24 protein-coding genes and 1 pseudogene are annotated in these 25333 nt (G+C 74.0%); 21 read left to right on the forward strand and 4 right to left on the reverse strand.

Features of this window, described 5'->3' with window-relative positions; all coding sequences use genetic code 11:
- The first annotated feature begins 26 nt into the window (after positions 1–26).
- The 6 genes from B5Y66_RS07695 (at position 27) to B5Y66_RS07720 (ending at position 5555) form a co-directional block, all read left to right on the forward strand.
- Positions 27–971 carry a zf-HC2 domain-containing protein gene (locus tag B5Y66_RS07695; RefSeq protein ID WP_176168809.1) on the forward strand — a complete coding sequence of 315 codons (945 nt, stop codon included), beginning with the start codon at positions 27–29 and terminating at the stop codon, positions 969–971.
- A complete protein-coding gene (locus B5Y66_RS07700) occupies positions 968–2344 on the forward strand; it encodes a S1C family serine protease (protein ID WP_079573049.1) in 1377 nt (458 codons plus the stop codon). Before B5Y66_RS07695 ends, B5Y66_RS07700 begins: the two co-directional genes overlap by 4 nt.
- Before the next feature lie 62 nt (positions 2345–2406).
- Positions 2407–2793 (forward strand): Sec-independent protein translocase family protein, encoded by a 387-nt coding sequence (locus B5Y66_RS07705; RefSeq protein ID WP_079573051.1) that lies wholly within the window; start codon positions 2407–2409, stop codon positions 2791–2793.
- A 59-nt stretch (positions 2794–2852) separates the two neighbouring features.
- Positions 2853–3920 carry a tryptophan--tRNA ligase gene (gene trpS / locus B5Y66_RS07710; protein WP_079573053.1) on the forward strand — a complete coding sequence of 356 codons (1068 nt, stop codon included), beginning with the start codon at positions 2853–2855 and terminating at the stop codon, positions 3918–3920.
- Positions 3917–4471, forward strand: a complete 555-nt coding sequence (locus tag B5Y66_RS07715) for a 2'-5' RNA ligase family protein (RefSeq protein WP_079573055.1) — start codon at positions 3917–3919, stop codon at positions 4469–4471. The genes trpS and B5Y66_RS07715 overlap by 4 nt, the downstream gene beginning before the upstream one ends.
- Positions 4472–4481: 10 nt before the next feature.
- Entirely contained in the window at positions 4482–5555 is a 1074-nt protein-coding gene (locus tag B5Y66_RS07720) for a YihY/virulence factor BrkB family protein (protein ID WP_079573057.1), read from the forward strand.
- Here B5Y66_RS07720 and B5Y66_RS07725 read toward each other — a convergent pair.
- From B5Y66_RS07725 to sdhC, 4 genes are read right to left on the reverse strand one after another with little or no spacing between them, the layout of a single operon-like run.
- On the reverse strand, positions 5539–6315 hold the full coding sequence (locus tag B5Y66_RS07725; protein WP_079573059.1) for a succinate dehydrogenase iron-sulfur subunit: 777 nt from the start codon (positions 6313–6315) through the stop codon (positions 5539–5541). The genes B5Y66_RS07720 and B5Y66_RS07725 overlap by 17 nt on opposite strands.
- The gene (gene sdhA / locus B5Y66_RS07730) at positions 6315–8150 is read right to left on the reverse strand and encodes a succinate dehydrogenase flavoprotein subunit (protein ID WP_079573061.1); all 1836 of its coding nucleotides are present in this window, start codon (positions 8148–8150) and stop codon (positions 6315–6317) included. Before sdhA ends, B5Y66_RS07725 begins: the two co-directional genes overlap by 1 nt.
- Positions 8151–8166: 16 nt before the next feature.
- Positions 8167–8631 (reverse strand): succinate dehydrogenase hydrophobic membrane anchor subunit, encoded by a 465-nt coding sequence (locus B5Y66_RS07735; RefSeq protein ID WP_079573063.1) that lies wholly within the window; start codon positions 8629–8631, stop codon positions 8167–8169.
- Complete coding sequence (gene sdhC, locus B5Y66_RS07740; protein WP_079573065.1) at positions 8631–9014, reverse strand: succinate dehydrogenase, cytochrome b556 subunit; 384 nt, start codon at positions 9012–9014, stop codon at positions 8631–8633. Before sdhC ends, B5Y66_RS07735 begins: the two co-directional genes overlap by 1 nt.
- A 179-nt stretch (positions 9015–9193) precedes the next feature.
- Here sdhC and B5Y66_RS07745 point away from each other — a divergent pair, with 179 nt between their 5' ends.
- The 15 genes and pseudogenes from B5Y66_RS07745 (at position 9194) to B5Y66_RS07820 (ending at position 25317) form a co-directional block, all read left to right on the forward strand.
- Entirely contained in the window at positions 9194–10330 is a 1137-nt protein-coding gene (locus tag B5Y66_RS07745) for a mannose-1-phosphate guanylyltransferase (RefSeq protein ID WP_079573067.1), read from the forward strand.
- Positions 10327–11520: an amidohydrolase gene (locus B5Y66_RS07750; RefSeq protein WP_079573070.1), complete on the forward strand. Its 1194-nt coding sequence runs from the start codon at positions 10327–10329 to the stop codon at positions 11518–11520. Before B5Y66_RS07745 ends, B5Y66_RS07750 begins: the two co-directional genes overlap by 4 nt.
- 169 nt (positions 11521–11689) lie before the next feature.
- Entirely contained in the window at positions 11690–12793 is a 1104-nt protein-coding gene (locus tag B5Y66_RS07755; RefSeq protein ID WP_079573072.1) for a BMP family lipoprotein, read from the forward strand.
- Positions 12794–12958: 165 nt separating this feature from the next.
- Complete coding sequence (locus B5Y66_RS07760) at positions 12959–14503, forward strand: ABC transporter ATP-binding protein (RefSeq protein ID WP_079573074.1); 1545 nt, start codon at positions 12959–12961, stop codon at positions 14501–14503.
- The gene (locus B5Y66_RS07765; protein ID WP_245806974.1) at positions 14500–15993 is read left to right on the forward strand and encodes an ABC transporter permease; all 1494 of its coding nucleotides are present in this window, start codon (positions 14500–14502) and stop codon (positions 15991–15993) included. Before B5Y66_RS07760 ends, B5Y66_RS07765 begins: the two co-directional genes overlap by 4 nt.
- On the forward strand, positions 15990–17285 hold the full coding sequence (locus tag B5Y66_RS07770; RefSeq protein ID WP_079573076.1) for an ABC transporter permease: 1296 nt from the start codon (positions 15990–15992) through the stop codon (positions 17283–17285). The genes B5Y66_RS07765 and B5Y66_RS07770 overlap by 4 nt, the downstream gene beginning before the upstream one ends.
- A 2-nt stretch (positions 17286–17287) precedes the next feature.
- On the forward strand, positions 17288–17743 hold the full coding sequence (locus B5Y66_RS07775; RefSeq protein WP_079573078.1) for a cytidine deaminase: 456 nt from the start codon (positions 17288–17290) through the stop codon (positions 17741–17743).
- Positions 17740–19047, forward strand: coding sequence for a thymidine phosphorylase (locus tag B5Y66_RS07780; RefSeq protein WP_079573080.1), 1308 nt, complete (start codon positions 17740–17742; stop codon positions 19045–19047). The genes B5Y66_RS07775 and B5Y66_RS07780 overlap by 4 nt, the downstream gene beginning before the upstream one ends.
- A gap of 20 nt (positions 19048–19067) precedes the next feature.
- Complete coding sequence (locus tag B5Y66_RS07790) at positions 19068–19901, forward strand: hypothetical protein (protein WP_139820783.1); 834 nt, start codon at positions 19068–19070, stop codon at positions 19899–19901.
- 101 nt (positions 19902–20002) lie between these two features.
- Positions 20003–20266 (forward strand): hypothetical protein, encoded by a 264-nt coding sequence (locus B5Y66_RS07795; RefSeq protein ID WP_079573086.1) that lies wholly within the window; start codon positions 20003–20005, stop codon positions 20264–20266.
- Between the two features lie 9 nt (positions 20267–20275).
- Positions 20276–21394, forward strand: coding sequence for an adenosine deaminase (locus B5Y66_RS07800; RefSeq protein ID WP_079573088.1), 1119 nt, complete (start codon positions 20276–20278; stop codon positions 21392–21394).
- Entirely contained in the window at positions 21391–22110 is a 720-nt protein-coding gene (gene deoC / locus B5Y66_RS07805; RefSeq protein ID WP_079573090.1) for a deoxyribose-phosphate aldolase, read from the forward strand. The genes B5Y66_RS07800 and deoC overlap by 4 nt, the downstream gene beginning before the upstream one ends.
- A 4-nt stretch (positions 22111–22114) precedes the next feature.
- Positions 22115–22750, forward strand: a pseudogene (locus tag B5Y66_RS07810) (ABC transporter ATP-binding protein); the annotation flags it as partial.
- Between the two features lie 94 nt (positions 22751–22844).
- On the forward strand, positions 22845–24401 hold the full coding sequence (locus B5Y66_RS07815) for a hypothetical protein (protein WP_079573094.1): 1557 nt from the start codon (positions 22845–22847) through the stop codon (positions 24399–24401).
- A gap of 70 nt (positions 24402–24471) precedes the next feature.
- The gene (locus tag B5Y66_RS07820; RefSeq protein ID WP_079573096.1) at positions 24472–25317 is read left to right on the forward strand and encodes a siderophore-interacting protein; all 846 of its coding nucleotides are present in this window, start codon (positions 24472–24474) and stop codon (positions 25315–25317) included.
- Positions 25318–25333 lie beyond the last annotated feature (16 nt).

The raw sequence follows: 25333 nt of genomic DNA on the forward strand, positions 1-25333 counted from the left end.
CCGGGGGAGGCCACCTCGGTCCCTGGGTGAGCGACCTCGCCGACGGCCAGCTGGACGCCGCGTCGACCGAGCGTGCGCTGGCCCATGTCGCGGGCTGCGCCCGGTGCGCGGCCGAGCTCGACGCCGCGCGGGACGCGCACCGCGCACTCGCCGCGGCGTGCGACGTCGCGCCCGACCCCGAGCTCACGAACCGTCTCCTCGCGCTGTCGGCCTCCATCCCCTCGACGACGGGGGACCCGCTGCGCGACCGCGGGCGCTCCGCGGGCTGGGAGCGTCCGCAGGCGTGGGAGCCGACGCTCTCCGGCGACCTCGGCGCCCGGCGGTGGCAGCGCACCCGGCGGCTCGTCGCCGCGGGGGCCGGTGGCGTCGGCGTGCTCGGCGTGGCGCTGTTCGTCCTGGGGCAGGCCCCGGTGGTGAGCCCGGACCCGTCGCGCGTCGCGGCGCTCGCCCTGCTGGCCGACGCGGAGCCGGGGGCCCCGGACGTGGCCGCCGGCCGTGCGGCTACCGACGACGCCCTCGCCTGGCTGGCCGACCACGGCTGGTCCGTGCCCGCCGCGCTGCCCGACGGGTACGCCGTCACCGCGCTGCGCACCGACGGCTGCGACGACGCCGACGGGGCGGACGCCGCCGGGGTGGAGCTGGACCTGTCCGGACCGGACGGCACCGCCGTCGCCTGCCTGCGCCAGGGACGGCTCGCCGACCTGGAGACCGCGGTCGCCGAGCCCGCGCGCGGGTCGTCCGGCGGGTTCGTCGTCGGCGACCACGACGTGCGGGTGCTCTCCGCCGACCCGTGGCACGTGGCCTGGCAGTCGGGCGACACGGTGGTCGACGTGGCCACCGACGTCGAGCCGGAGGCGCTCGCCGAGCTGGTGGCGGCGTTCCCGGGGAGCGCCGCGGGCGACGACGCCGGTGTGCTGCACGTGATCTCCCGGGGTTGGACCACGATGACAGGAGCCCTCTGGCGCCGATGACTGAACCGTCCCGTCCCGCCGACGACCTGTTCGCGCCGCCCGAGCCGCCGGCGCGCGCACCCGAGCCGGAACCGTTCGCCGCGGCCTCGCCCGCGCCGCTGTTCCCGGCCACGCTGTCCGCGCCGCAGTCCGACGACGCGACGCCCGCGCCGTCAGTGCCGTCCGTGCCACCCGGGTCGGGTATCCCGCCGGCGGCCCCGTCGACCGCGGCGGCGCACGCGCCGCGGCGACGGCGTCCCGGGGCGGCTGCGGTCGTGGCGCTCGCACTGGTGGCGGGCGCCGTGGGCGGGTTCGCCGGAGACCGGGTGTCGGACGCGCTCGGCGACGGGCGACCCGAGGACGCGGCGCTCCCGACGTCGGGCGCGGAAGACCGTGGCGCCGGCGAGCGAGGGACGACGGCCGGTGCCTCCGCCGGCGCGGACCGGCCCGACGGTTCGGTGGCGGCCCTCGCCGCCGACGTGCTGCCGAGCGTGGTCTCGATCCAGGTGGAAGGGGCCGACGGGGTCTCGAGCGGCTCGGGCTTCGTGCTGCGCGAGGACGGGTACATCCTCACGAACAACCACGTGGTCGCCCCGGCCACGGCGTCCGGCGGCTCGGCCGTGGTGACGTTCGCCGACGGCCGGAAGCGGGACGCGGAGGTGGTGGGCCGCACCGCGGACTACGACCTCGCCGTCGTGAAGGTGGACGCCGACGGGCTGGAGCCCCTGGTCCTCGGCGACTCGGACGCCGTGGTGGTCGGCGACCCGGTGCTCGCCGTCGGCGCGCCGCTGGGCCTGGAGTCCACCGTGACGACCGGCATCGTCAGCGCGCTGCACCGCCCGGTCCAGGCCGGGGACGAGTCCGGGGGCGGAGCGGCCACGGCGTTCATCGACGCGATCCAGACGGACGCCGCGATCAACCCGGGGAACTCCGGGGGGCCGCTGATCGACGTGGACGGCGAGGTGGTCGGGATCAACTCGGCCATCGCGCAGCCCCCGGGGGCGATGTCCGCGACCGGCAGCATCGGGCTGGGCTTCGCGATCCCCGCCTCCCAGGCGCGGCACACGGCCGAGCAGCTCATCGAGTCGGGGCACGCGACGTACCCGGTGATCGGGGCGCTGCTCGACACGTCGTACTCGGGTGAGGGCGTGCAGGTCTCGTCGGCTCCGCAGCAGGGCCAGCCGGCCGTGACGCCGGACGGTCCGGCCGACCGGGCCGGCATCCGCCCCGGCGACGTCATCCTGGCGATCGACGGACGACCCGTGACGGTCAGCGACGCCCTCATCGTGGCGATCCGCGCCCGTCAGCCGGGCGACGCGGTGACCCTGCGGGTGCGGACCGACGGCGAGGAGCGGGACGTGCGCGTCGTGCTCCAGGAGCGAGAGAGCGGGTGATCGCGCCGTCCGGTTTTCCGGACGGAGTCCGCGGGCCCGCCCGCGACCGCTAGGCTGCTGCCGTGTTCGACATCAACGGCGGTGAGCTCCTCATCATCGTGGTGCTCGCCGTCCTGCTCATCGGGCCCGAGCGCCTCCCCGGGTATGCGGCCCAGCTGGCCTCGCTCGTGAAGCGCGGCAAGCGCATGCTGCAGGACACCAAGGCGCGCGTGGATACGGAGCTCGGGCCGGAGTTCAAGGACGTCGACTGGTCCAAGCTCGACCCGCGCCAGTACGACCCGCGCCGCATCGTGCGCGAGGCCCTGATGGACGACGACGAGGAGCCCGCGCCCGCGCGGAGCACCGCCGCGGCGGCTGCTGCGGGAGGGGCCGCGACCCCTGCCGCCACGAGCACCTCCGACCAGCCGCGCGTCGCGGTGCCCGCCCCGTTCGACGACGAGGCGACCTGACGCAGCGCGTCTCCGAGACGGTTTCCGACCCGCCCCGGCAACCTGCCACAATGGACGCCATGCCCGACGTCGCCACCTCACCATCCCCGCAGCGCGGAGCGTCCGCGTCGGGGCTCCCGCGCATCTTCTCCGGCATGCAGCCGACCGACGGGTCGCTGCACCTCGGGAACTACCTGGGCGCCCTGGCCCAGTGGGTGGCGCTCCAGGAGGGGCACGAGGCGCTGTACTGCGTCGTCGACCTGCACGCCCTGACGGTGAACCCGGACCCGGCGGCGCTGCGAGAGCGCACCCGTCGCACGGCCGCTCAGTACCTCGCCGGCGGCATCGACCCGGAGCGCTCGATCCTGTTCGTGCAGTCGCACGTGGCCGAGCACGCGGAGCTGGCCTGGCTGCTGAGCTGCCAGACGGGCTTCGGCGAGGCCGGCCGCATGACGCAGTTCAAGGACAAGTCCGCCAAGCAGGGCTCCGAGGGCACGACGGTGGGCCTCTTCACGTACCCGGTGCTGATGGCCGCGGACATCCTGCTCTACGACACGGCGCTCGTGCCCGTGGGCGAGGACCAGCGCCAGCACCTGGAGCTCACCCGTGACCTGGCGGAGCGGCTCAACGCCCGGTTCGGCGAGGGCACCGCCGTCGTCCCCGAGGCGCACATCGTCAAGGCCGTGGCGAAGATCCAGGACCTGCAGGAGCCCACCGCCAAGATGAGCAAGTCGAACGCCGGCGGCAAGGGCGTCGTCTGGCTGCTCGAGGACCCGAAGAAGGCCGTCAAGGCGATCAAGGCGGCCGTCACCGACGCCGACGAGACGTACGGCGTGCGCTACGACCCCGCGGCCAAGCCCGGCATCTCCAACTTGCTCACGATCTTCTCGGCCGTCACCGGCCGCGGGGTCGACGAGATCGCCGCCGAGTACGACGGCCGCGGCTACGGGTACCTCAAGGTGGACCTGGCCGACGCCGTCGTCGCGTTCCTCGAGCCGTTCCAGGCGCGCGCACAGACCTACCTGTCCGACCCGGCGCAGCTCGACAAGGTGCTGGCCGACGGCGCGGAGCGCGCGCGGGACATCGCCCGCCCGGTGCTCGACCGCGTCTACGACCGCTTCGGCCTGCTGCCCCGAGGCGCTCGGTGAACCTCCCCGACCGTGGCCCGGCCCAGGTGCGCATCGGCGTCGCCATCGCGGTGCCTGAGCCGTACGGGAGCCGTCTCCAGGAAGCGCGAGCCCGCCTCGGCGACCCGCTGGCGCACGCCATCCCGCCGCACATCACCGTGATCGGACCGACGGTGGTCGACGGGTCGCTCCTCGACGCGGTGGCCGAGCACCTGGAGAAGGTGGCGTCGGAGACCGCCGCGTTCCGCGTGCACCTGCGCGGGGCCGGCACGTTCCGACCGATCTCGCCGGTGGTGTTCGTGTCCCTCGCCGAGGGCATCGCGGAGTGCGAGCAGCTTGAGACCGCCGCCCGGTCCGGGGTGCTGGCCCAGGAGCTGCGCTTCAACTACCACCCGCACGTCACGGTCGCGCACGAGGTCACCGAGGCCGACCTGGACCGCGCCTTCGTGGAGATGGCGGACTTCGACGGCGTCTTCGAGGTCGACCGCCTGTGGCAGTACGAGCACGGCGACGACGGGGTGTGGCGCCCGCAGCGTTCGTTCCGGCTCGCGGGGGAGCACTCCGCTCCCTAGGGTCGCGTCTGTGAACGACCGACTCGAGCGTGTCAGGGAGCGGTCCCTGACCGTCTACGAGTGGTTCAAGAGCCTGCGGCCGGTGCGGTCCTGGTACTGGTATGTCGACCGCCGCGGCGCCCTGCTGTGCGGCGGCATCGCCTACACGGCGATCTTCTCGCTCTTCGCGGCGCTGACGATCGGGTTCACGGTCTTCTCGCGCACGCTCTCCGGGCGGCAGGAGCTGCAGGACGAGGTCTTCAAGCAGATCAACACGTGGCTCCCGGGACTCGTGGGCGAGGGCGAGAAGTACGTCATCCAGCCGTCCCAGCTGGTGCTGCCCAGCGTGATCACCTGGTACAGCGTGACGGCCACCGTGGTGTTCCTCTGGACCGCCATCGGGTTCATGCGCGCCCTGCGGATCTCGGTGCGGTCGATGTTCGACCAGCCCGTCGTGGGCGTCAGCCCCGTGCTGTCGAGGATCTGGGAGCTGCTCGGCTTCGTCATCCTCGGCGGGATGATCGTGGCGTCCGCCGCGGCAAGCATCGTCTCGCAGGCCGTGAGCGGCAGGGTCGAGGACCTGTTCGGCGGGTCGTTCGTGGTTGCCCAGATCACCGCGATCGGCACGGCTGCCGTCGGGATCCTGCTCGACGCGCTCCTGGTGTATCTGATCGTGCGTGTCGTCGCCCGGGTCCGACCGCGCCGGACGCGGGACTTCGTGCTCGGCTGTCTCGCCGCCGGGGTGGTCGCGGGGGCGCTGCGCTGGCTGGGCACCTCCGTCGTGGCGGCGGGAGCCTCGCGCAACGCGCTGCTGGCGGCGTTCGCGGGCCTCGTGACCGTGCTGGTGCTGGTGAACTTCGTGGCCCGGGTGCTGCTGCTCGTGTGCGCGTGGGTCTACGACCCGCCCCGGCTGGACGAGATCGCGCACGCGGAGGCGGAGGTCGCGGCCATGCGGGACGCGGCGGAGATCGAGCGTGTCGTGCGGCGGGGGCAGGGCTCCGGAAAGCCGTGGAGCCCCGTCGTACGCGGGGTACGACGGGGCTCCTATGCCATGCGGATGTCCAGCGTCCGCAAGGTGGGGCGCGGGGTCAGAACGCGCGCGTGATCATCGCGCGCTTGACCTCCTGGATCGCCTTGGTGACCTCGATGCCGCGCGGGCAGGCCTCGGTGCAGTTGAAGGTCGTGCGGCAGCGCCACACGCCCTCCTTGTCGTTGAGGATCTCGAGGCGCTGCGTGGCGCCCTCGTCGCGGCTGTCGAAGATGAACCGGTGCGCGTTGACGATCGCGGCGGGGCCGAAGTACTGCCCGTCGGTCCAGAACACGGGGCACGACGACGTGCACGCGGCGCACAGGATGCACTTGGTGGTGTCGTCGAAGCGCTCGCGGTCCTCGGCGGACTGCAGGCGCTCGCGCGTCGGTTCGTTCCCCGAGGTGATGAGGAACGGCATGATCTCGCGGTAGGAGGCGAAGAACGGCTCCATGTCGACCACGAGGTCCTTGACCACGGGCAGGCCCTTGATGGGCTCGACGGTGATCGGCTTGTCCGGGTTGACGTCCTTGAGGAGCGTCTTGCAGGCGAGCCGGTTGCGGCCGTTGATCCGCATCGCGTCGGAGCCGCACACACCATGGGCGCAGGATCGGCGGAAGGTCAGCGACCCGTCCTGCTCCCACTTGATCATGTGCAGGGCGTCCAGGACGCGGTCGGTGCCGTGCGCGGTGACCGTGAATTCGTCCCAGGTCGACTCCTCGCCGTGCTCCGACTCCGGGTTGTAGCGCCGGATGCGCAGCGTGACCTCGAACGAGGGGACGGCGCCCACCTCGGGCTTCGGCGACTCGGTCGCGGGGTTCTCGAGAACAGCAGTCATCAGTACTTCCGCTCCATCGGCTCGTAGCGCGTCTGGGTGACGGGCTTGGACCCGAGGACGACCTTGTAGTCCCCGAAGTCCTCGACGTGGTCGAAGTAGCCCGCGACGTGCCCGTCGGCGGCGTCGGAAGCCGACGTCGGGCGGCGGTACGCCATCGTGTGCAGCATGTAGTTGGAGTCGTCCCGGTCCGGGTAGTCCTCGCGGTAGTGCCCGCCGCGCGACTCCTTGCGGTTGATCGCCGCGACGACGGTGACCTCGGCGATGTCGAGCAGGAATCCGAGCTCGATGGCCTCGAGGAGGTCGGTGTTGAACAGCTTGCCCTTGTCCTGCACCGAGACGTTCCGGTAGCGCTTCTGCAGCTCGCGGATCGTCGCGAGCGCCTCGTTCAGCGAGTCGCCGGTGCGGAACACCTGGGCGTTCGCGTCCATGGTCTCCTGCAGCGCCTTGCGGACGTCGGCGACGCGCTCGCCGTCGGGACGGTCGCGCATCTCGGCGAGCTGCGCCTCGACGCGGACGGTCGGGTTCTCGGGGAGGTCCCGGTGCGGGCCCGCCGCCTTCGCGTACGCGGCGGCCGAGCGGCCGGCGCGCTTGCCGAAGACGTTGATGTCCAGCAGCGAGTTGGTGCCGAGGCGGTTGGAGCCGTGCACGGAGACGCACGCGACCTCGCCGGCCGCGTACAGGCCCTTGACGACGTTGTGGCTGTCGCGCAGCACCTCGCCCTGGATGTTGGTCGGCACGCCGCCCATCGCGTAGTGCGCCGTGGGGTACACGGGCACCGGCTCGGTGTACGGCTCGATGCCGAGGTAGGTGCGCGCGAACTCGGTGATGTCCGGGAGCTTCGCGTCGATGTGCGCGGGCTCCAGATGCGTGAGGTCGAGCAGCACGTAGTCCTTGTTCGGGCCGGCGCCGCGGCCCTCGCGCACCTCGTTGGCCATCGAGCGGGCGACGATGTCGCGCGGCGCGAGGTCCTTGATGGTGGGGGCGTAGCGCTCCATGAAGCGCTCGCCCTCGGAGTTGCGCAGGATGCCGCCCTCGCCGCGCGCCGCCTCCGACAGGAGGATGCCGAGGCCGGCGAGACCTGTCGGGTGGAACTGGAAGAACTCCATGTCCTCCAGCGGCAGGCCGCGGCGGTACGCCAGCGCCATGCCGTCGCCCGTGAGCGTGTGCGCGTTCGAGGTGGTCTTGAAGATCTTGCCGGCGCCGCCGGTCGCGAAGATGATCGCCTTCGCCTGGAACACGTGGATCTCACCGCTGGCCAGGTCGTAGGCCACGACGCCGGTCGCGTTGACCTCGGCGCCGTCCTCGATCTGCTCGGTGGTGAGGTCGTGGTCCGTCAGCAGGTCCAGCACGTAGAACTCGTTGTAGAACTCGACGTTCTGCTTCACGCAGTTCTGGTAGAGCGTCTGCAGGATCATGTGGCCGGTGCGGTCCGCGGCGTAGCAGGCGCGTCGCACGGCGGCCTGGCCGTGCTCGCGGGTGTGGCCGCCGAACCGGCGCTGGTCGATCCGGCCCTCGGGCGTGCGGTTGAACGGCAGGCCCATCTTCTCCAGGTCGAGGACCGAGTCGATGGCCTCCTTGGCGAGGATCTCCGCCGCGTCCTGGTCGACCAGGTAGTCACCGCCCTTGACGGTGTCGAACGTGTGCCACTCCCAGTTGTCCTCCTCGACGTTCGCGAGGGCCGCCGCCATGCCGCCCTGGGCGGCACCGGTGTGGGAGCGGGTGGGGTAGAGCTTCGAGATCACCGCGGTGCGGGCCTCGCCGGAGGCCTCGAGCGCCGCGCGCATGCCGGCGCCGCCTGCGCCGACGATGACGACGTCGTACTGATGTGTCTGCATCGGGGGGTGCCAGTCCTTAGTTCGGGAAGCAGATCGACGGCAGGAGCTCGGCCGGGGCGCCCGGCGGGCAGGGGTTGAACGTGAAGATCACGAGGGTGCCGAGGATGACGACGATCGCGGACGCCAGGTACAGGAGCGACTTGAGCACGCCGCGCGTGGAGTCGCGCTGGGCGTAGTCGTTGACCACGGTGCGCACGCCGTTGGTGCCGTGGAACATCGCGAGCCAGAGCATCAGCAGGTCCCAGACCTGCCAGAACGGGCTGGACCACTTGCCGCCGACGAAGGCGAAGTCGATCGCGTGCACGCCCTCGCCCACCATGAGGTTGACGAACAGGTGCCCGAAGACGAGCACGAGCAGCACGACGCCGGACGCCCGCATGAACACCCAGCTGTACAGCTCGAAGTTGCCACGGGTCGTCTTGCGGCGGGCGTAGGGGGACCGGGGGGCCGCGATCGCGGACGGGGTCTGGGCCTGGGCCATCAGTGCCCACCTCCGAAGACGTTCATCAGGTGCCGCGGCAGGAAGCCGGCCATGGTCACGACGAACAGGCCGACGACGATCCAGAGCATGGCCTTCTGGTACTTCGGGCCCTTGGCCCAGAAGTCGACCAGGATCACGCGGACGCCGTTGAACGCGTGGAAGACGATCGCGGCGACCAGGCCGGCCTCCCCGAGTCCCATGATCGGCGTCTGGTACGTGCCGATGACGGCGTTGTAGGCCTCGGGCGAGACCCGGACGAGCGCCGTGTCCAGGATGTGCACGAGGAGGAAGAAGAAGATGAGCACGCCGGTCACGCGATGCGCGACCCAGGACCACATGCCTTCACGGCCGCGGTAGAGCGTGCCAGCAGGTGCTGTAGGCACGGGGGGAGCCTCCGTTGGCGGATTCTGTGGGGATTCCGTTCACGGTCACTGTAGTGACATCCCGTCGTCTGATGGCACACGAGGTCCGGCAAACCGGGACGGGCCGGGGTGTTTCGTGACCTATTCCACAGGGTTGACGTCGTCGGCGGCCCGGCCGTCAGCACGCCTATGCTGCGGACATGAGCATCGCGGCGCCCCCCTCCCGATCACCGGTCCCCGGGTTCTACGCCGTGATCCCCGCCGGGGGCGCCGGCACCCGCCTGTGGCCCCTGTCCCGCGCGGGTGCGCCGAAGTTCCTGCACGACCTCACGGGCGCCGGGCGCACGCTGCTGCAGGGCACGGTGGACCGCCTGCGGCCGCTCGCGGGCGACGAGGGGGTCGTCCTCGTGACCGGCGAGCAGCACGTCGCCGCCGCGCGGGAGCAGCTGCCGGGCCTCGGCGGCGACGCCGTGCTCGCGGAGCCGTCCCCGCGCGACTCGATGGCCGCCATCGGGCTGGCGGCCGCGGTGCTCGAGCAGCGGCACGGGGACGTCGTCGTCGGCTCCTTCGCGGCGGACCAGGTGGTGTCGGGAGCCGCGGCGTTCGACGCGGCGGTGCGCGAGGCGGTCGCTGCCGCCCGCGCCGGGTACGTCGCGACCATCGGCATCGCCGCGTCCCGCCCGTCAGTGGCGTTCGGCTACGTGCGCAGCGGCGACCCGCTGGGCGTCGAGGGTGCCCCGAGCGCGCTGCACGCGCGGGGCTTCACCGAGAAGCCCGACGCCGCGACCGCCCGCGAGTACGTGGCGTCGGGCGAGTACCGCTGGAACGCCGGCATCTTCGTCGCCCGCAGCTCCGTGCTTCTCGGGCACCTGGCCGCGCAGCGCCCGGCCCTGCACGCCGGGCTGCGGGAGATCGCCGCGGCCTGGGACACCCCGGACCGCGCCGCGGTGGTCGCGCGGGTGTGGCCCGGCCTGGAGAAGATCGCGATCGACCACGCCGTCGCGGAACCTGTGGCGGCGGAGGGCGGCGTCGCCGTCGTCCCCGGCACCTTCGGCTGGGACGACGTCGGCGACTTCAACTCGCTCGCCGCGCTCCTGCCCTCGGACGACGACGGCGGCTCCAAGGTGCTGGGCGACCCTGCCGACGTGGTGCGGGTGCAGTCCGCGGGGTCGGTCGTCGTGCCCGGCGGGGACCGGGTGGTGGCGCTCCTCGGCATCGACGACGTGGTCGTGGTGGACACCCCCGACGCCCTGCTCGTGACCACCCGCGCCCGTGCGCAGCAGGTCAAGGACATGGTCGACGCGATGCGCGCGCACGGCCGCGAGGACGTCCTGTGAGCGCCCGCGAGGCCGCGGGCGCGCGGCTCGACGAGATCGTCGCGGGGCTCGAGGCCGAGCTCGTCGAGATCCGCCGCGACGTGCACGCGCACCCCGAGCTCGGCCGGCAGGAGGTGCGCACCACGGGCCTCGTCGCCGACCGGCTGCGTGCCGCCGGCCTCGAGCCGCGGCTGCTCGAGGGCACGGGCCTGGTGTGCGACGTCGGCCCCGCGCGGTCGCCCGACGGGCTGGGCCGGGTCGCGCTGCGCGCGGACATCGACGCCCTGCCGCTCGACGACTCGTGCGGGCTGCCGTTCCGCTCGGTGGTGCCGGGCGTCGCGCACGCCTGCGGCCACGACGTGCACACGACCGTCGTCCTGGGCGCCGGCCTGGCGCTCGCCGCGCTGCACGACGAGGGGCTGCTCGAGCGCGGCGTCCGCCTGGTGTTCCAGCCGGCCGAGGAGATCATGCCCGGCGGCGCGCACGACGTCGTCGCCCAGGGCGCGCTCGACGGCGTCGACCGCATCGCTGCGGTGCACTGCGAGCCCAAGCTGGACGTCGGGCAGATCGGCACCCGCATCGGGCCGATCACCTCGGCCTCCGACAGCGTCACGGTCACCCTGTCGTCCTCGGGCGGCCACACCTCCCGCCCGCACCTCACGGGCGACGTCGTGTACGCCCTGGGCCAGGTCATCACCCAGGTGCCGGCCGTGCTGGGCCGCCGGCTGGACCCGCGCTCGGGGGTGAACCTCACGTGGGGGGCCGTGCACGCGGGCAACGTGCACAACGCGATCCCGGCCACGGGCACGGTCGCCGGCACGCTGCGCTGCCTCGACGTGCGTGCGTGGGAGCGGGCCGGGCAGGTGCTGCACGACGCGGTGGAGCAGGTCGTGGCGCCGTACGAGGTGGACGTCACCGTGCGGCACGCGCGCGGCGTCCCGCCGGTGGACAACGACGCGGCCGTGACGGCCGCGCTCGAGGCCGCGGGCACGGCGGTGCTCGGCCCCGACGGCGTGGTGCTCACGGAGCAGTCGCTCGGTGGCGAGGACTTCGCCTGGTACCTCACCAAGGTGCCAGGGGCGATGGCCCGTCTCGGCACCGGGACCCCGGGGGCGCGGCGCTACGACATCCACCAGGGCGACCTCGTCGTGGACGAGCGGTCGATCGCCGTCGGTGCCCGATTGCTGGGACGTTTCGCGCTGCAACCGTGAGACGCCGGAAAGTGTCCGGTGTGTTGCGGCGGCCGGGCGTCGATACCGCTTCGATAACGACTCCTGCGGGTTCGTCGCCAGCGGTTCTCGGCGCGGGTGCCGGTGGCTAGGCTTCCGTCGGTGACGGGCCGGACGATCCTGGCCCGACGAACGATCGACAGGAGCGACTGTGAAGAGAGCGATCCAGCTCACCGCCCTCGCCGGCGTCGCCGCGCTCGCGCTGGCGGCCTGCGCCGAGGCCCCCGAGGAGTCCGGCAGCGGCAGCAGCGGCAGCACCGCCTCTGCGGTGGAGGGCTTCAAGCCCTGCATCGTGTCGGACCAGGGTGGGTTCGACGACAAGAGCTTCAACCAGCTGAGCTTCGAGGGGGCGACCGCGGGTTCGGACGAGTTCGGCGTGAAGCTGACGTCCGTCCAGTCGCAGTCGGAGAGCGACTTCAAGCCGAACGTCGAGTCGCTCGTCGGGCAGAACTGCAGCCCGATCGTCTCGGTCGGCTTCGCGTTGTCGGCCGCGACGATCGAGTCCGCGACGGCGAACCCGGAGACCGAGTACATCATCATCGACGACGCGGCGGACGCGGACTTCGACGGCAAGACGGACGCTGAGAACATCAAGCCGCTGCTGTACGACACGGCGCAGGCCGCGTTCCTGGCGGGCTACCTCTCGGCGGGGTACTCCGAGACGGGGAAGGTCGGCACCTTCGGCGGCCAGCCGTACCCGACCGTGACCATCTTCATGGACGGTTTCAAGCAGGGCGTCGAGTACTACAACGAGACCAAGGACGCCAAGGTCGAGGTCGTCGGCTTCTCGGGCGGCGAGGAGGGCTCGTTCACGGGCGGCTTCGAGGCCAACGAGACCGCGAAGACCACGGCGCAGAACATCATCGACCAGGGCGTCGACGTGCTCCTACCGGTGGGTGGGCCGATCTACCAGTCCGCGATCGCCGCGATCCAGGACTCGGGCAAGGACATCGCCCTCATCGGTGCGGACGCGGACCTCTTCGAGTCCGACCCGTCCACTCAGGACTACGTGCTCACGTCGGTCCTCAAGGCGATGGACCTGTCCACCGAGGAGGCGGTCGTGGCCGCGGGCAAGGGCGAGTTCGACGCGACGCCCTACGTCGGCACCCTCGAGAACGAAGGCGTGGGCATCGCCCCGCTGCACAACTTCGAGGACAAGGTCGACCCCGCCCTGATGGAGGAGGTGACGGCGCTGCAGGAGCAGATCATCTCCGGCGACGTCGTGGTGAAGTCCTACCTCTCCGGCCAGGAGTGACCGCAGGTCCGGCACACCTCTGACGCCCGTGCGCGGGTCCGCGGGATCACCCCGCGGGCCCGCGCACGACCTGTGCGGGGCGGCGTCGACACCGTCCCGGTGAGAGGCTGACGACGATGCGTCGGTCCCGGCCTCGACGACTCCTCGATCGATGGAAGGCAGAGCATGCGGCTCGAGCTGCGCGGCATCACGAAGCGCTTCGGCGCCCTCGTGGCGAACGACCACATCGACCTGGTGGTGGCGCCGGGCGAGATCCACTGCCTGCTGGGCGAGAACGGCGCCGGCAAGTCCACCCTGATGAACGTGCTCTACGGCCTGTACCAGGCCGACGAGGGGCAGATCCTGCTGGACGACGAGGTCCGGACGTTCGACGGGCCCGGTGACGCGATGGCCGCCGGCATCGGGATGGTGCACCAGCACTTCATGCTCGTGCCGGTGTTCACGGTGGCCGAGAACGTCATGCTCGGGCACGAGTCGACGCGGGCGGGCGGTGTCCTGGACCTCGACAGCGCGCGGGACCGGGTCACGGAGATCGCCGGTCGGTTCGGCTTCCACGTCGACCCGGACGCGGTCGTCGAGGACCTCCCCGTCGGCGTGCAGCAGCGCGTCGAGATCATCAAGGCGCTCTCCCGTGACGCCGACGTGCTCGTCTTCGACGAGCCGACCGCGGTGCTCACGCCCCAGGAGACCGACGAGCTCATGGCGATCATGCGCCAGCTGCGCGACGAGGGCGCCGCGATCGTCTTCATCACGCACAAGCTGCGCGAGGTCCGGGCCGTCGCGGACCGCATCACCGTGGTGCGGCACGGCAAGGTCGTCGGCGAGGCGAGCCCCACTGCGACGGATGGCGAGCTGGCCTCCCTCATGGTGGGTCGCGCCGTCCAGCTGACCGTGCGCAAGGACGCCCCGCGCCCCACGGAGAGCGAGCTCGTCGTCTCCGACCTGCGGGTCACGGGGGCTGACGGGCAGGTGCTCGTCGACGACGTGAGCTTCACGGTGCGCGGCGGCGAGGTGCTGGCCGTGGCGGGCGTGCAGGGCAACGGCCAGACCGAGCTCACCGAGGCGCTCGTGGGCCTGCAGGGCTCCGTGTCCGGCAGCGTGCGGCTCGACGGCAAGGAGCTGGTAGGCCGGTCGGTGCGGCGGATCCTGCAGTCGGGCGTGGGGTTCGTGCCCGAGGACCGCTCCGAGGACGGACTGGTCGGCGAGTTCACCATCGCCGAGAACCTCGTGCTCGACCGGACCGACGGTCCCCCGTTCGTGCGCCGCGGCGCGCTGCAGCTGGCCACCCGCGACGAGTTCGCGCGCGAGAAGGTCGCCGAGTACGACGTCCGCACGCAGGGCATCGAGACCCGCGTGGGCCGACTCTCGGGCGGCAACCAGCAGAAGGTGGTCCTCGCGCGCGAGCTCTCCCGCGAGCTGAGGCTGCTCGTCGCCGCCCAGCCGACCCGCGGCGTCGACGTCGGGTCGATCGAGTTCATCCACAAGCGCATCGTCGAGACCCGCGACACGGGCATCCCCGTGGTGGTCGTGTCCACCGAGCTCGACGAGGCGGTCGCCCTCGCCGACCGGATCATGGTCATGTACCGCGGCCGGGTGGTCGGCATCGTCCCCGCGACGACCCCGCGCGACGTGCTCGGCCTGATGATGGCCGGCGTGCCGCCCGAGGAAGCCTCCGGGACCGACCCCGAGAACGAAGGAGACGTGGCGTGAGCGGCGAGACGCCCCGCCCCGACGGCGCGGAGCCGGACGGGCCCGCCCTCGGCGGCACCACACCCGGGCCCGAGACTCCCGAGCCGGGCGCACCCGACCTGACCGCACCCGACCTGACCAAGGCCGACGTCGACCCCGACTCGCCGCTGGGCGAGGCGATCGGGTCGGTCGACGCCGTCGCGGAGCCCGGGCTCGCGGAGGAGCTGGAGCAGGAGGTCGCGCGCGAGGCCGCCCCGGCAGTCGAGGAGTCGGGCGACCGGTGGCGCGACGCGCTGCGCCGCGCGACGTCCGGCGGCTGGGCCGTGGCCCTCGGCGCGATCGTGCTGGCCGTCGTCGCGGGCTCGATCCTCATCGTGGTCACCGACGAGAACGTGCTGGCGTCGGCGCCGTACTTCTTCGCGCGCCCGGCCGACACGTTCGCCGCGATCGGGCAGGCCGTGGGCGGCGCGTACTCCGCGCTCTTCCAGGGCGCGGTCTACAACTTCGGCGCGGACTCGTTCGCGCAGGGCATCCGGCCGCTGACGCAGACCCTCACGAACGCCACGCCGCTCATCGCGGCCGGCCTCGGCGTCGCGCTCGCCTTCCGGGCCGGGCTGTTCAACATCGGTGGCCAGGGCCAGATGCTCATGGCGGCGACGGCCGCCGGCTGGATCGGCTTCGGCGTCACCGGGCTGCCCTTCCCGTGGCACCTGCTGCTCTGCCTGGTGGCCGGTATCGCCGCCGGCGCGCTGTGGGCCGGCATCGCGGGCCTGCTCAAGGCACGCACGGGCGCCCACGAGGTGATCGTCACGATCATGCTCAACTACGTGGCGTTCTACCTGCTGTCCTACTTCCTGGCGACGCCGGGGCTCATGCAGGCGCCGGGGTCGGCGAACCCCAAGACCCCGCCGATGCAGGACTCGGCCGTGCTGCCTCCTCTCCTCGGCAGTTCGTACAACCTGCACTGGGGCTTCGTGCTGTCGCTGCTCGCGGTCGTGGGCGTGTGGTGGCTGCTCAACCGGTCGAGCGCGGGCTTCGCGTTCCGCGCGGTGGGGGAGAACCCCAAGGCCGCGCGCGTCGCCGGGATCGACGTCTCCCGCACCACGGTGCTCGTCATGCTCGTGGCCGGTGGCCTGGTCGGCCTCGCGGGCACCCAGCAGGTGCTGGGCAGCGTGACCACGGGCTTCAGCGTCGACATCGACGCGGGGATCGGGTTCGACGCGATCACCGTGGCGCTGCTCGGCGGCTCGTCGCCGTGGGGCGTGCTCGGCGCCGGCATCCTGTTCGGCGGGTTCAAGGCCGGCGGCTCGGCGATGCAGGCCGCGCAGGGCATCCCGATCGAGATCGTGCTCGTCGTGCAGTCCCTGATCGTGCTGTTCATCGCCGCCCCGCCGCTGGTGCGCGCGATCTTCCGCCTGCCGCAGCCCGAGCGCACACCCCGGCGTCGGGAGACCCGGCGGGACCGCCGTCGCGCCGCGAGCACGGGCACCACCGAGGGAGGACGGGCATGACCGCCACGACCGTCGACGCGGCCGGGCCCGACGCCCGGGCGGCGCAGCGCACCGTGAGCACGGCGACGTGGAAGGCCGCCGTCGGCCTCGGCGTGGTGCTCGTGCTGTACGCGCTGCTCCTGCTGCTGGCGCCCCACGAGGGATCCGCGCGGTTCGCGCTCTCGACGAGCACGGACTTCGTCGTCCTGTCCACCATCGTCGTGCCGGCGATGGCCACCGCCTGGGTGTGCGGCGCCGTCGGGCTCCTCGTGCTCGGGTACGCCGTGGTGCGCACCCGCGCGGGCCGGCGCGTGCCCACCTGGGCGATCGCGGTCTTCGCGGTGGCGCTGCTGGTGGGCTTCCTCGCCTGGGCCGCCGCGGGCAGCCCGCGCGACCTGTCCGTCGTCGGCCTGCTGGGCGGCGCCGTCGGGCTGTCGGTCCCGCTCGTCTACGGCGCCCTCGGCGGCGTGGTGGGCGAGCGCGCGGGCGTGGTGAACATCGCGATCGAGGGGCAGCTGCTCGCCGGCGCGTTCGTCGCCGCCATCGTCGGCTCGATCACGAACAGCCCATGGGCCGGGCTGGTGGCGGCCGTGGTGGCGAGCGCCCTGGTGGCCCTCGTGCTGGGGGCGTTCACCATCACCTACAAGGTCAATCAGGTGATCGTCGGCGTCGTGCTCAACGTGCTGGTGATCGGCCTGACGAGCTTCTTCTACTCCGAGCTGCTCGTGCCGAACGCCGAGACGCTCAACTCGACCACGCGCTTCGAGCGCCTGCCGATCCCGCTGCTCGAGAGCATCCCCGTCATCGGGCCGGTGCTGTTCAACCAGACCATCGTCGTGTACCTGATGTACATCGCGGTGCCGGCCGTCTGGTACGCCCTGTTCCGCACCCGCTGGGGCCTGCAGGTGCGCGCGGTGGGCGAGCACCCCAAGGCGGCGGACACGGTCGGGATCGACGTCGTGAAGGCCCGCTACCGCGCGGTCCTCATCGGCGGCGCGGTGGTCGGCCTCGGCGGCGCGTTCTACACCGTGGTGTCGATCAACCAGTTCGGCCGGGAGATGACGGCGGGCGCCGGCTTCATCGCCCTCGCGGCGGTCATCTTCGGCAAGTGGGACCCGCTGCGCGCCGCCCTGGCAGGGCTGCTGTTCGGGTTCGCGACGAACCTGCAGAACGTGCTGTCCGTGGTCGGGTCGCCCGTGCCGAGCCAGTTCATGCTCATGCTCCCGTACCTGGTGACGCTCCTGGCGGTGGCCGGCCTGGTCGGCCGGTCCCGGGCACCCGCCGCGTCGGGCACCCCCTACACCAAGGAGTAGCGATGGGTGACGTGACGCCCACCGGGCAGGTCGCGGCGGCGGCGGCCCCCCGTGTCGACTGGGACGCGCTCCGGGCGGCGGCGCGCGACGTCGTCGGCCGGGCCTACGCGCCCTACTCGGGGTTCCCCGTCGGCGCCGCGGCGCTCGCGGACGACGGCCGTGTGGTGGTGGGCTGCAACGTGGAGAACGCCGCCTACGGGGTGACGCTCTGTGCGGAGTGCTCGCTCGTGTCGGCGCTCGTCACGGGCGGCGGCGGGCGCCTGGTCGCCTTCACCTGCGTCGACGGCGCGGGGGAGACGCTCATGCCCTGCGGGCGGTGCCGTCAGCTGCTGTGGGAGCACGGCGGCCCCGACCTGCTGGTGGACTCGGTGCGGGGCGTGGTGCCCATGACCGAGGTGCTGCCGGACGCGTTCGGCGCACCGGACCTGGAGCGCCACCGGCGAAGGGAGACGACATGACCGGCACGCCGGGCGCCGAGCCGTTCGACGCCGTCGACGTCATCCGCACCAAGCGCGACGGGCACCCGCTCGAGGCCGCCCAGATCGACTGGGTGGTGGACGCCTACACCCGCGGCGCCGTCGCCGAGGAGCAGATGTCGGCCCTCGCGATGGCGATCCTGCTGCGGGGCATGACGCGACCCGAGGTGGCCCGCTGGACGGGCGCGATGATCGCGTCGGGCGAGCGGATGGACTTCTCCGGACTGTCGCGCCCCACGTCGGACAAGCACTCCACCGGGGGCGTGGGGGACAAGATCACGCTGCCGCTCGCGCCGCTGGTGGCGTCTTTCGGGGTGGCCGTGCCCCAGCTCTCGGGCCGCGGGCTGGGACACACGGGCGGCACCCTCGACAAGCTCGAGGCGATCCCGGGCTGGCGCGCGTCCCTGAGCAACGCGGAGCTGATGGCCCAGCTCGAGGACGTGGGCGCGGTGGTCTGCGCCGCGGGCGCGGGCCTCGCTCCCGCGGACAAGAAGCTCTACGCGCTGCGCGACGTGACCGGCACCGTCGAGTCCGTGCCGCTCATCGCCAGCTCGATCATGAGCAAGAAGATCGCGGAGGGCACCGGCGCGCTCGTCCTCGACGTCAAGGTGGGCTCCGGCGCGTTCATGAAGGACCTCGACGCGGCGCGCGAGCTCGCCCGCACGATGGTCGACCTCGGCACCGACGCTGGCGTGCGCACGGTCGCGCTGCTCACGGACATGGAGGTGCCGCTCGGGCGCACCGCGGGCAATGCGCTCGAGGTGCGGGAGTCGGTCGAGGTGCTCGACGGCGGCGGACCTGCCGACGTCGTCGACCTCACCGTGGCGCTGGCCGTCGAGATGCTCGCGGGCGCGGGCCGCCCCGTGCCGGAGGCCGAGGTGCGGGCGGCGCTGGGCGACGGACGCGCCAAGGACGTGTGGCGCCGGATGATCGCCGCGCAGGGCGGCGACCCGGACGCGCCGCTGCCCCGGGCGCGCGAGCGGCGGGAGGTGCTCGCGGACCGGTCCGGGGTCGTCACCCGCCTGGACGCCTACGCCGTGGGCATCGCCGCCTGGCGGCTCGGGGCGGGGCGCTCGCGTCGCGAGGACCCCGTGCAGGCCGGGGCGGGCGTGGAGCTGCACGCGAAGCCGGGCGACGAGATCACGGCCGGGCAGCCGCTGCTCACCCTGCACACCGACACGCCCGCGCGCTTCGAGCGTGCCAGCGCGGCGCTCGCCGGGCGGTGGTCGGTCGACGACGCCGGTTCCGCCGGGCCGCGGCCGCTCGTGCTCGACCGGGTCGGCTGAGCCGGTAGGGAGGGCGAGCCGTGCCGGCGCTGCGTCTGTCGGACGCCCTGGCGAGGCTGGGCATGTTCGCCGGCCCGCTGCCCGCGCCGGCGCCGGCGGGGAGGTTCGCCCGGCCGGAGCCGCCCGCCGATCTCGTGGCGGCGCTCGACGCGCTCGCCCCGGCGTTGCGGGCCCGGGTGCTCGACCCGCTGGGTCGCGACGCGCCGTCGCCGGTCCCGGGTCGCCCGCGCACGCTGTCCCTCCCGTCGGACGAGGGTGTGGTCGCCCCGGCCCGGCAGGTTGACGAGCGCACCTGCGGGTCGGCCGTGCTGACGATGCTGGCGCTCGCGGGGGACCCGCGGCAGGCGCTCGAGCTGAGCCGTCGTCCGCGGGGTGCCGCCGCGTCGTTCGCGGCCGCCCAGCGGGCCCTGCACGCGCGCACCACCCGGGGCCCGGGCGGGCTGCCGGCCTGGCCCGCCGGCCTCGGCACGCCGCCGTGGGGTGCGGCCCGCGTCGCCCGGTACGGCCGCGTGCGCTACACCCACCGGGTGGTGGGCGGGCGCTCGGCCCCGCAGGTGCTGGTCGCGGCGGCCGGGGCGGCGGCCGCCGGCGTGCCCGTCCCGCTCTACACGGGCGGCGACCTGTCGCGCGGAGCGGCGACGGCGGTGCCGCGGCACGTCGTCCTCCTGACGGCCGTGCGGGGCGGGCTCGCGACGCTGTACGAGCCGTCGGCAGGCCGCCTGCACGCGGTACCGGTCGCCGGGCTCCTCGCGCCGGGAGGTCCCGGGAGCGGGGCCCGGCGGCTGCTCGCCCCCGCGCTGGGCGGCTGGCCGCACGTCGTGTGGGCCTTGCTGCCGCGCGACGCGCGCGGCTGACGCACGAGACCTGGTCGCGCCACGGAATCTCCCTCTGGCGCGCCATCGGGCCCGGGGCCAGGATGGGAGCGCACTGCCGTCGAGCGAAGGAGGAGGGCTCCATGAGCACCGTCCCGGAGGACGCCCGGCGAGACGCCGGGCTGGAGAACCCCGACGACACCACGAGCTTGGTCGAGGACGCCCTGACGCAGGACGAGGCGGCCCCCGACGACGCGGCGGGCGAGCGCCGCGCGGAGGAGTACCAGCCGCGGCACGCCCGGCCCGACCTGGACGGCGAGGCCGCGGAGGCCGACGTCGTCGAGCAGAGCCAGGAGGTGCCGGGCCTGGACGAGCCCGACGCCGACGACGAGGCTGACGGCCGGTAGGTTGGCCCCATGACGCAAGCCCTCGTCGACGTGATCCCTGCCCTGCCCAAGGTGCTCCTGCACGACCATCTCGACGGCGGCCTGCGACCGCAGACCGTGCTCGAGCTGGCTGCCGAGGTGGGCCACGAGCTGCCGGCGCACGACGCCGCCGCGCTCGGCACCTGGTTCGTCGAGTCGGCGGACTCGGGGTCGCTGGTGCGCTACCTGGAGACGTTCGACCACACGATCGCCGTCATGCAGACGGCCGACGCCCTGGTACGCGTGGCGCGCGAGGCGGTGCTCGACCTGGCCGCGGACGGTGTCGTGTACGCCGAGCAGCGCTGGGCGCCGGAGCAGCACCTCGCCCGCGGCCTGAGCCTTCCGGAGACGGTCGAGGCCGTGCAGGCGGGCATCGACGAGGGTATCCGCGAGGCCGCCGCCCGCGGCCAGATCATCCGCGCGGGGCAGCTGGTCACCGCGATGCGGCACACGGACCGGTGGCAGGAGATCGCCGAGCTGGCCGTCGCGTACCGCGACCGCGGCGTGGTGGGCTTCGACATCGCGGGCCCCGAGGACGGCTTCCCGCCGTCCCGGCACGCGGAGATCTGGCGCTACCTGGCCGAGCAGGACTTCCCGACGACGATCCACGCCGGCGAGGCCGCCGGCCCCGCGTCGATCGCCGAGGCCGTGCACCTGGGGCAGGCCGACCGGATCGGGCACGGTGTGCGGATCGTCGAGGACATCACGTTCCACGTGGGCTTCGACGACGACGGCGAGCGGCGCGCGGAGCTGGGGCGCCTGGCGCACTGGGTGCGCGACCACCAGATTCCGCTCGAGGTGGCGCCCGTCTCCAACTTGCAGACGGGCGCCACCCCGTCGGCGACGTCGGTGGCCGACCACCCGATCACCCGGCTCAAGGAGCTGGACTTCGCGGTGACGGTCAACACGGACAACCGGCTCATGTCCCGCACTTCCATGACGCACGAGATGACGCGACTCGTCGCGGAGGCGGGCTGGACGATCGACGACCTGGCGGACGTCACGCTGACGGCCGCGTGGAGCGCGTTCATGCACCACGACGAGCGCCGCGCGCTCGTCGACGACGTCATCCTGCCGGGGTACCAGCGGGTCGAGGGAGCGCAGCGATGAACGACACCGCCCGGCACCTCCCCGCCGACGCGATCGCGCTGGCGCAGTACGTGGACCACACGCTGCTCAAGCCGGAGGCGACGACGGCCGACGTCACCGCGCTGGTCGAGGAGGGCGTCCGACTCGGCGTGTTCTCGGTCTGCATCTCGCCCACCTTCGTCGCGCACGCGTCGCGCGTCGCAGCCGGCCGCCTCGCGGTGGCGACCGTGTGCGGGTTCCCCTCCGGCAAGCACGTCAGCGCGGTGAAGGCGGCGGAGGCCGCCCGCTCCGTGGCCGACGGCGCCGACGAGGTCGACATGGTGATCGACGTCGGCGCGGCCAAGGAGGGCGCGTTCGACGCCGTCCGGGCCGACATCGCTGCCGTGCGGGCGGCCGTGCCCGCCGCGCACCTGCTCAAGGTGATCATCGAGGCCGCGGCGCTCACGGACGACGAGATCGTCGCCGTCTGCCGCGCCGCGCAGGATGCCGGCGCCGACTTCGTCAAGACGTCGACGGGTTTCCACCCGGCCGGGGGCGCGTCCGCGCACGCTGTGACCCTCATGGCCGAGACCGTCGGGGGTGCGCTGGGCGTCAAGGCCTCCGGCGGGGTCCGGACGCTGGACGACGCGCTCGCCATGATCGGTGCCGGCGCCACGCGGCTGGGCCTGTCCGGGACCGCGGGCGTGCTCGCGGGCTTCACCGGCGGGGCGGCGCCTGCCGGTGGCAGTGGCTACTGAGCCGCTCGTCGACGTCCGCGCCGCGTCCCGCACGCACGGGACGGTGCAGGTCCTCGCACCGACGTCGCTGACGCTCGGTCCCGGCGAGGCGGCCGCCGTCGTCGGGCCGAACGGGAGCGGCAAGTCGACCCTGCTGCGGCTCGTCGCGGGCAAGGACGAGCCCACCACGGGCGAGGTGCGGGTGCTGGGGCTCCCCGCGGACCGGGCGCGGCTGCGGCGCCGCGAGGACGTCGCCGTGCTGCTCGGCGGCCTGTCCGCGTACCCGGACCTCACGGTGGCCGAGCACCTGCGCCTCGTCGCGTCGGCGTGGGCGGGCCGCCACCCCGGGCCGGACGTCGAGACGGCGCTCGCCGCGGCCGAGCTCGACCGGGTGCGCGACCAGCTGCCGGGGGAGCTGTCGTCCGGCGAGGGGCAGATGTTCGCCCTCGCGACGACGCTCTACCGGCCTGCCCGACTCGTGCTCCTCGACGAGCCGGAGCAGCGCCTCGACGCCCGTTGGCGCGCCGTCGCCCGGCGCCTCGTCGACGGCGCGCTGGACGCCGGCCGGGCGCTGCTCGTCGCGACCCACGACCCGGATCTGCGCGCCGACCTCGCGCGCCGGGGCCGGAAGGTCGAGCTCGCCGCCCCGGGACCGCGATGACGGGGACCGCGACGACGGGAACCGCGACGACGGGAACCGCGACGACGGGGACCGTGCTGATGGCGATGGCGACGTCGGCTGGCGTGGTGGTGTCGTGAGCACGATGGCGCACGTCGACGACGGCGCCCGGGTGCCGTACCGGCGCTGGCGGCGGTGGGTCGCGTCGCTGCGGCGCCGGACGCTCGCGCTGCGCGCGGCGGAGTCCGGCGGTGACCCGCACGACCGCGTCTACCTCGGCTACGGCGTGGTGCTGCTCGCGCTGGTCTACGGGCCGATCCTCTGGTCGGCCCTCGCGCAGGCCGCTGCGGCCGTGCCGGTCCCGGACGGCCCGACGGCGCTTGCCGCGCTCGTCGTCGCCGGGTCGGCACTCGCGCTGGGGGTGACGTGCGCCGCGGGGCTCGCGGCGGCCCGGGCAGGCGGGCCGTTGTGGACCAGCCCGGCCGAGGTGACCTTCGCCCTCGGCGGTCAGTTCCGCGCCCGCGACGTGCTGCGCGGCCGTGCCCTGCTGCTGACGCTGGGCGCCGGGGCCGTCGGCGCGTTCGTCGCGACCGCGGCCGCGGCGGGGCTCGCGGGCGGCCCGGCCGCCGCCCCGCCCCCCGTGCTCCTCGGCGCCGCGGCAGTCGCCGCGCTGCTGGCGCAGGTGCCGCTGGCGGTCGGCTCGGCGGCGCAGGCTCCGCGACGGCGACGTGCCGCGGTGGGCGTCACCGTGCTGCTCCTGGCCCTCGGCGCCGTGGCGGCCCTGGGCGCCGCGACGCCGACGGCGGCGGCGGTGGCGATGTCCGGCCAGGCGTTGCCCGGGACCCGGACGGGCGTCCTGGCGGGCGCCGCGCTGGTCGCCGTCGTCGGGCTGCTGTCGGCGTGGCTGGTCGTGCGGGTGCTGCCGGACGAGCTCGACGTCGACCGGGCAGCCGCGGGCCAGGCGCGCACGGTGACGGCCGGGCGCGGCCTGGTGGGCGGCGACTCCGGCGCGGTGGCGGACGTCCTCGGGCCGCGGGTCCATGCGGGCCGCGCCGCGGGCCTGCCCGCCGTCCTGCTGCGCCGTGCGCCCCTGCTGGCGCGCGACCTCCTCGGCCTGCGTCGCCGCCCCGCGGCTGCCGTCGCCACCCTGGTCGCGGGGTGCGCCGGTGCGCTGCTCGTGCGCCTCGGCACGGAAGGCGGCCCCGCGCTCGCGACCGTCGCGGGCGCCCTGGCGCTGTACGGCGCGGCACGCACCTGGGCCGACGGGCTGCACGCGTTCGCCGCGCAGCCGGAGCCCGGCGCCCTCCTGCCCGGGACGACCGGCCGTGCCGTCGCCGGCCACGCAGTGGTGCCCGTGGCCCTCGCCCTGCTGGTGGCCGCCGCGAGCTCGGTGGGTGCGGGGGCCGACGCCGTCGTGGCGGTGCTCGTCCTGACCGGGCTCGCGCTCGGCGCGCGCGTCTGGGTGGCCGGCGCGACGGCGGCGCCCCCGGGGCTCTTCACCCCGATGATGACGCCGAACGGCGACATGTCGATGCTCGTGCTCGGCGCCTGGTACCTGCGCGGGTGGCTCGTGGTGGCCGCCGCGGCCTGGCTGCTCGAGCGCGCCGGCCCCGGTGCCGTGACGGCCGGGCTGGTGCTGGCGCTCGCGGCAGGTCTCGCCGCGGCCGGGGTGCGACGGTTCGCCCGGGCATGAGCGCGCAGCCGGCATGGTGACCGACCTCACACCGGGACTGGTGCCCCGAGGAAGTTAGGCTCGCCTCACCATGTCTGACAACCAGCCTGGGACGCCCGTCGGGCCGCCGGCCCGCAAGCGCACCCCTCACCACGCGACCGTCTCGGCCGTGCGCCGCCTCACCCCGCACCTGGTGCGGGTCACGATCGCCGGCCCCGAGCTCGCCACCCTCGACCCCACCGGGCACACGGACAGCTACGTGAAGCTCGTCCTCGGCGAGCTGACCGACGGCAGGCCGCTGCTGCGTGCCTACACGGTGCGCGCGGCCCGCGGCGCGGCCGCCGGCACGTCGGGGGAGGCCGAGTGGGACATCGACCTCGTGGTGCACGGCGACGAGGGCGTGGGAGGGCCGTGGGCCACGCGTGTCCAGCCGGGCGAGGAGGTCTCCTTCATGGGCCCGGGCGGCGACTACGCACCGGACGCAGCCGCGCCGTGGCACCTGCTCGTCGGCGACGACTCGGCCCTGCCGGCCGTCGCCGCGGCCCTGGAGGCGCTCCCCGCGGGCGCCGTCGCGCACGCGGTGGTCGAGGTGCCCGGCCCGGCGGACGAGCTGCCGCTGGAGACCACTGCCGACCTGACGCTCACCTGGGTGCACCGGGGGAGCGGCGACGGGGTCGGCCTCGCCGGCACGGTCCGCGCCGCGCACGCCGCCGGGGCGTTCCCCGCCGGCGCGCCCCACGTCTTCCTGCACGGCGAGGCGGGCTGCGTGCGCGACCTGCGTCGCTGGGTCCGCGCCGAGCTCGGCGTGCCGCGCGAGCTGCTGTCGGCGTCGGGGTACTGGCGCCGCGGCAGCGACGACGAGGACTGGCGTGCGCGCAAGGGCGAGTGGAAGACCGCCGTCGAGCAGGACGACGCCGCCCTCACCGTCGCCGGCTGAGCTCGTCGAGACCCGG

This window comes from Krasilnikoviella flava, from assembly GCF_900167525.1.
Lineage (GTDB): Bacteria > Actinomycetota > Actinomycetes > Actinomycetales > Cellulomonadaceae > Isoptericola > Isoptericola flavus.

Excerpts from the sequence above, each read along its gene's own strand:
- B5Y66_RS07700 (WP_079573049.1), top strand. The coding sequence starts at position 968 with ATGACTGAACCGTCCCGTCCCGCCGACGACCTGTTCGCGCCGCCCGAG.
- trpS (WP_079573053.1), top strand. The coding sequence starts at position 2,853 with ATGCCCGACGTCGCCACCTCACCATCCCCGCAGCGCGGAGCGTCCGCG.
- B5Y66_RS07725 (WP_079573059.1), bottom strand. The coding sequence starts at position 6,315 with ATGACTGCTGTTCTCGAGAACCCCGCGACCGAGTCGCCGAAGCCCGAG.
- sdhA (WP_079573061.1), bottom strand. The coding sequence starts at position 8,150 with ATGCAGACACATCAGTACGACGTCGTCATCGTCGGCGCAGGCGGCGCC.
- B5Y66_RS07735 (WP_079573063.1), bottom strand. The coding sequence starts at position 8,631 with ATGGCCCAGGCCCAGACCCCGTCCGCGATCGCGGCCCCCCGGTCCCCC.
- B5Y66_RS07745 (WP_079573067.1), top strand. The coding sequence starts at position 9,194 with ATGAGCATCGCGGCGCCCCCCTCCCGATCACCGGTCCCCGGGTTCTAC.
- B5Y66_RS07760 (WP_079573074.1), top strand. The coding sequence starts at position 12,959 with ATGCGGCTCGAGCTGCGCGGCATCACGAAGCGCTTCGGCGCCCTCGTG.
- B5Y66_RS07770 (WP_079573076.1), top strand. The coding sequence starts at position 15,990 with ATGACCGCCACGACCGTCGACGCGGCCGGGCCCGACGCCCGGGCGGCG.
- B5Y66_RS07775 (WP_079573078.1), top strand. The coding sequence starts at position 17,288 with ATGGGTGACGTGACGCCCACCGGGCAGGTCGCGGCGGCGGCGGCCCCC.
- B5Y66_RS07780 (WP_079573080.1), top strand. The coding sequence starts at position 17,740 with ATGACCGGCACGCCGGGCGCCGAGCCGTTCGACGCCGTCGACGTCATC.
- B5Y66_RS07795 (WP_079573086.1), top strand. The coding sequence starts at position 20,003 with ATGAGCACCGTCCCGGAGGACGCCCGGCGAGACGCCGGGCTGGAGAAC.
- B5Y66_RS07800 (WP_079573088.1), top strand. The coding sequence starts at position 20,276 with ATGACGCAAGCCCTCGTCGACGTGATCCCTGCCCTGCCCAAGGTGCTC.
- deoC (WP_079573090.1), top strand. The coding sequence starts at position 21,391 with ATGAACGACACCGCCCGGCACCTCCCCGCCGACGCGATCGCGCTGGCG.
- B5Y66_RS07820 (WP_079573096.1), top strand. The coding sequence starts at position 24,472 with ATGTCTGACAACCAGCCTGGGACGCCCGTCGGGCCGCCGGCCCGCAAG.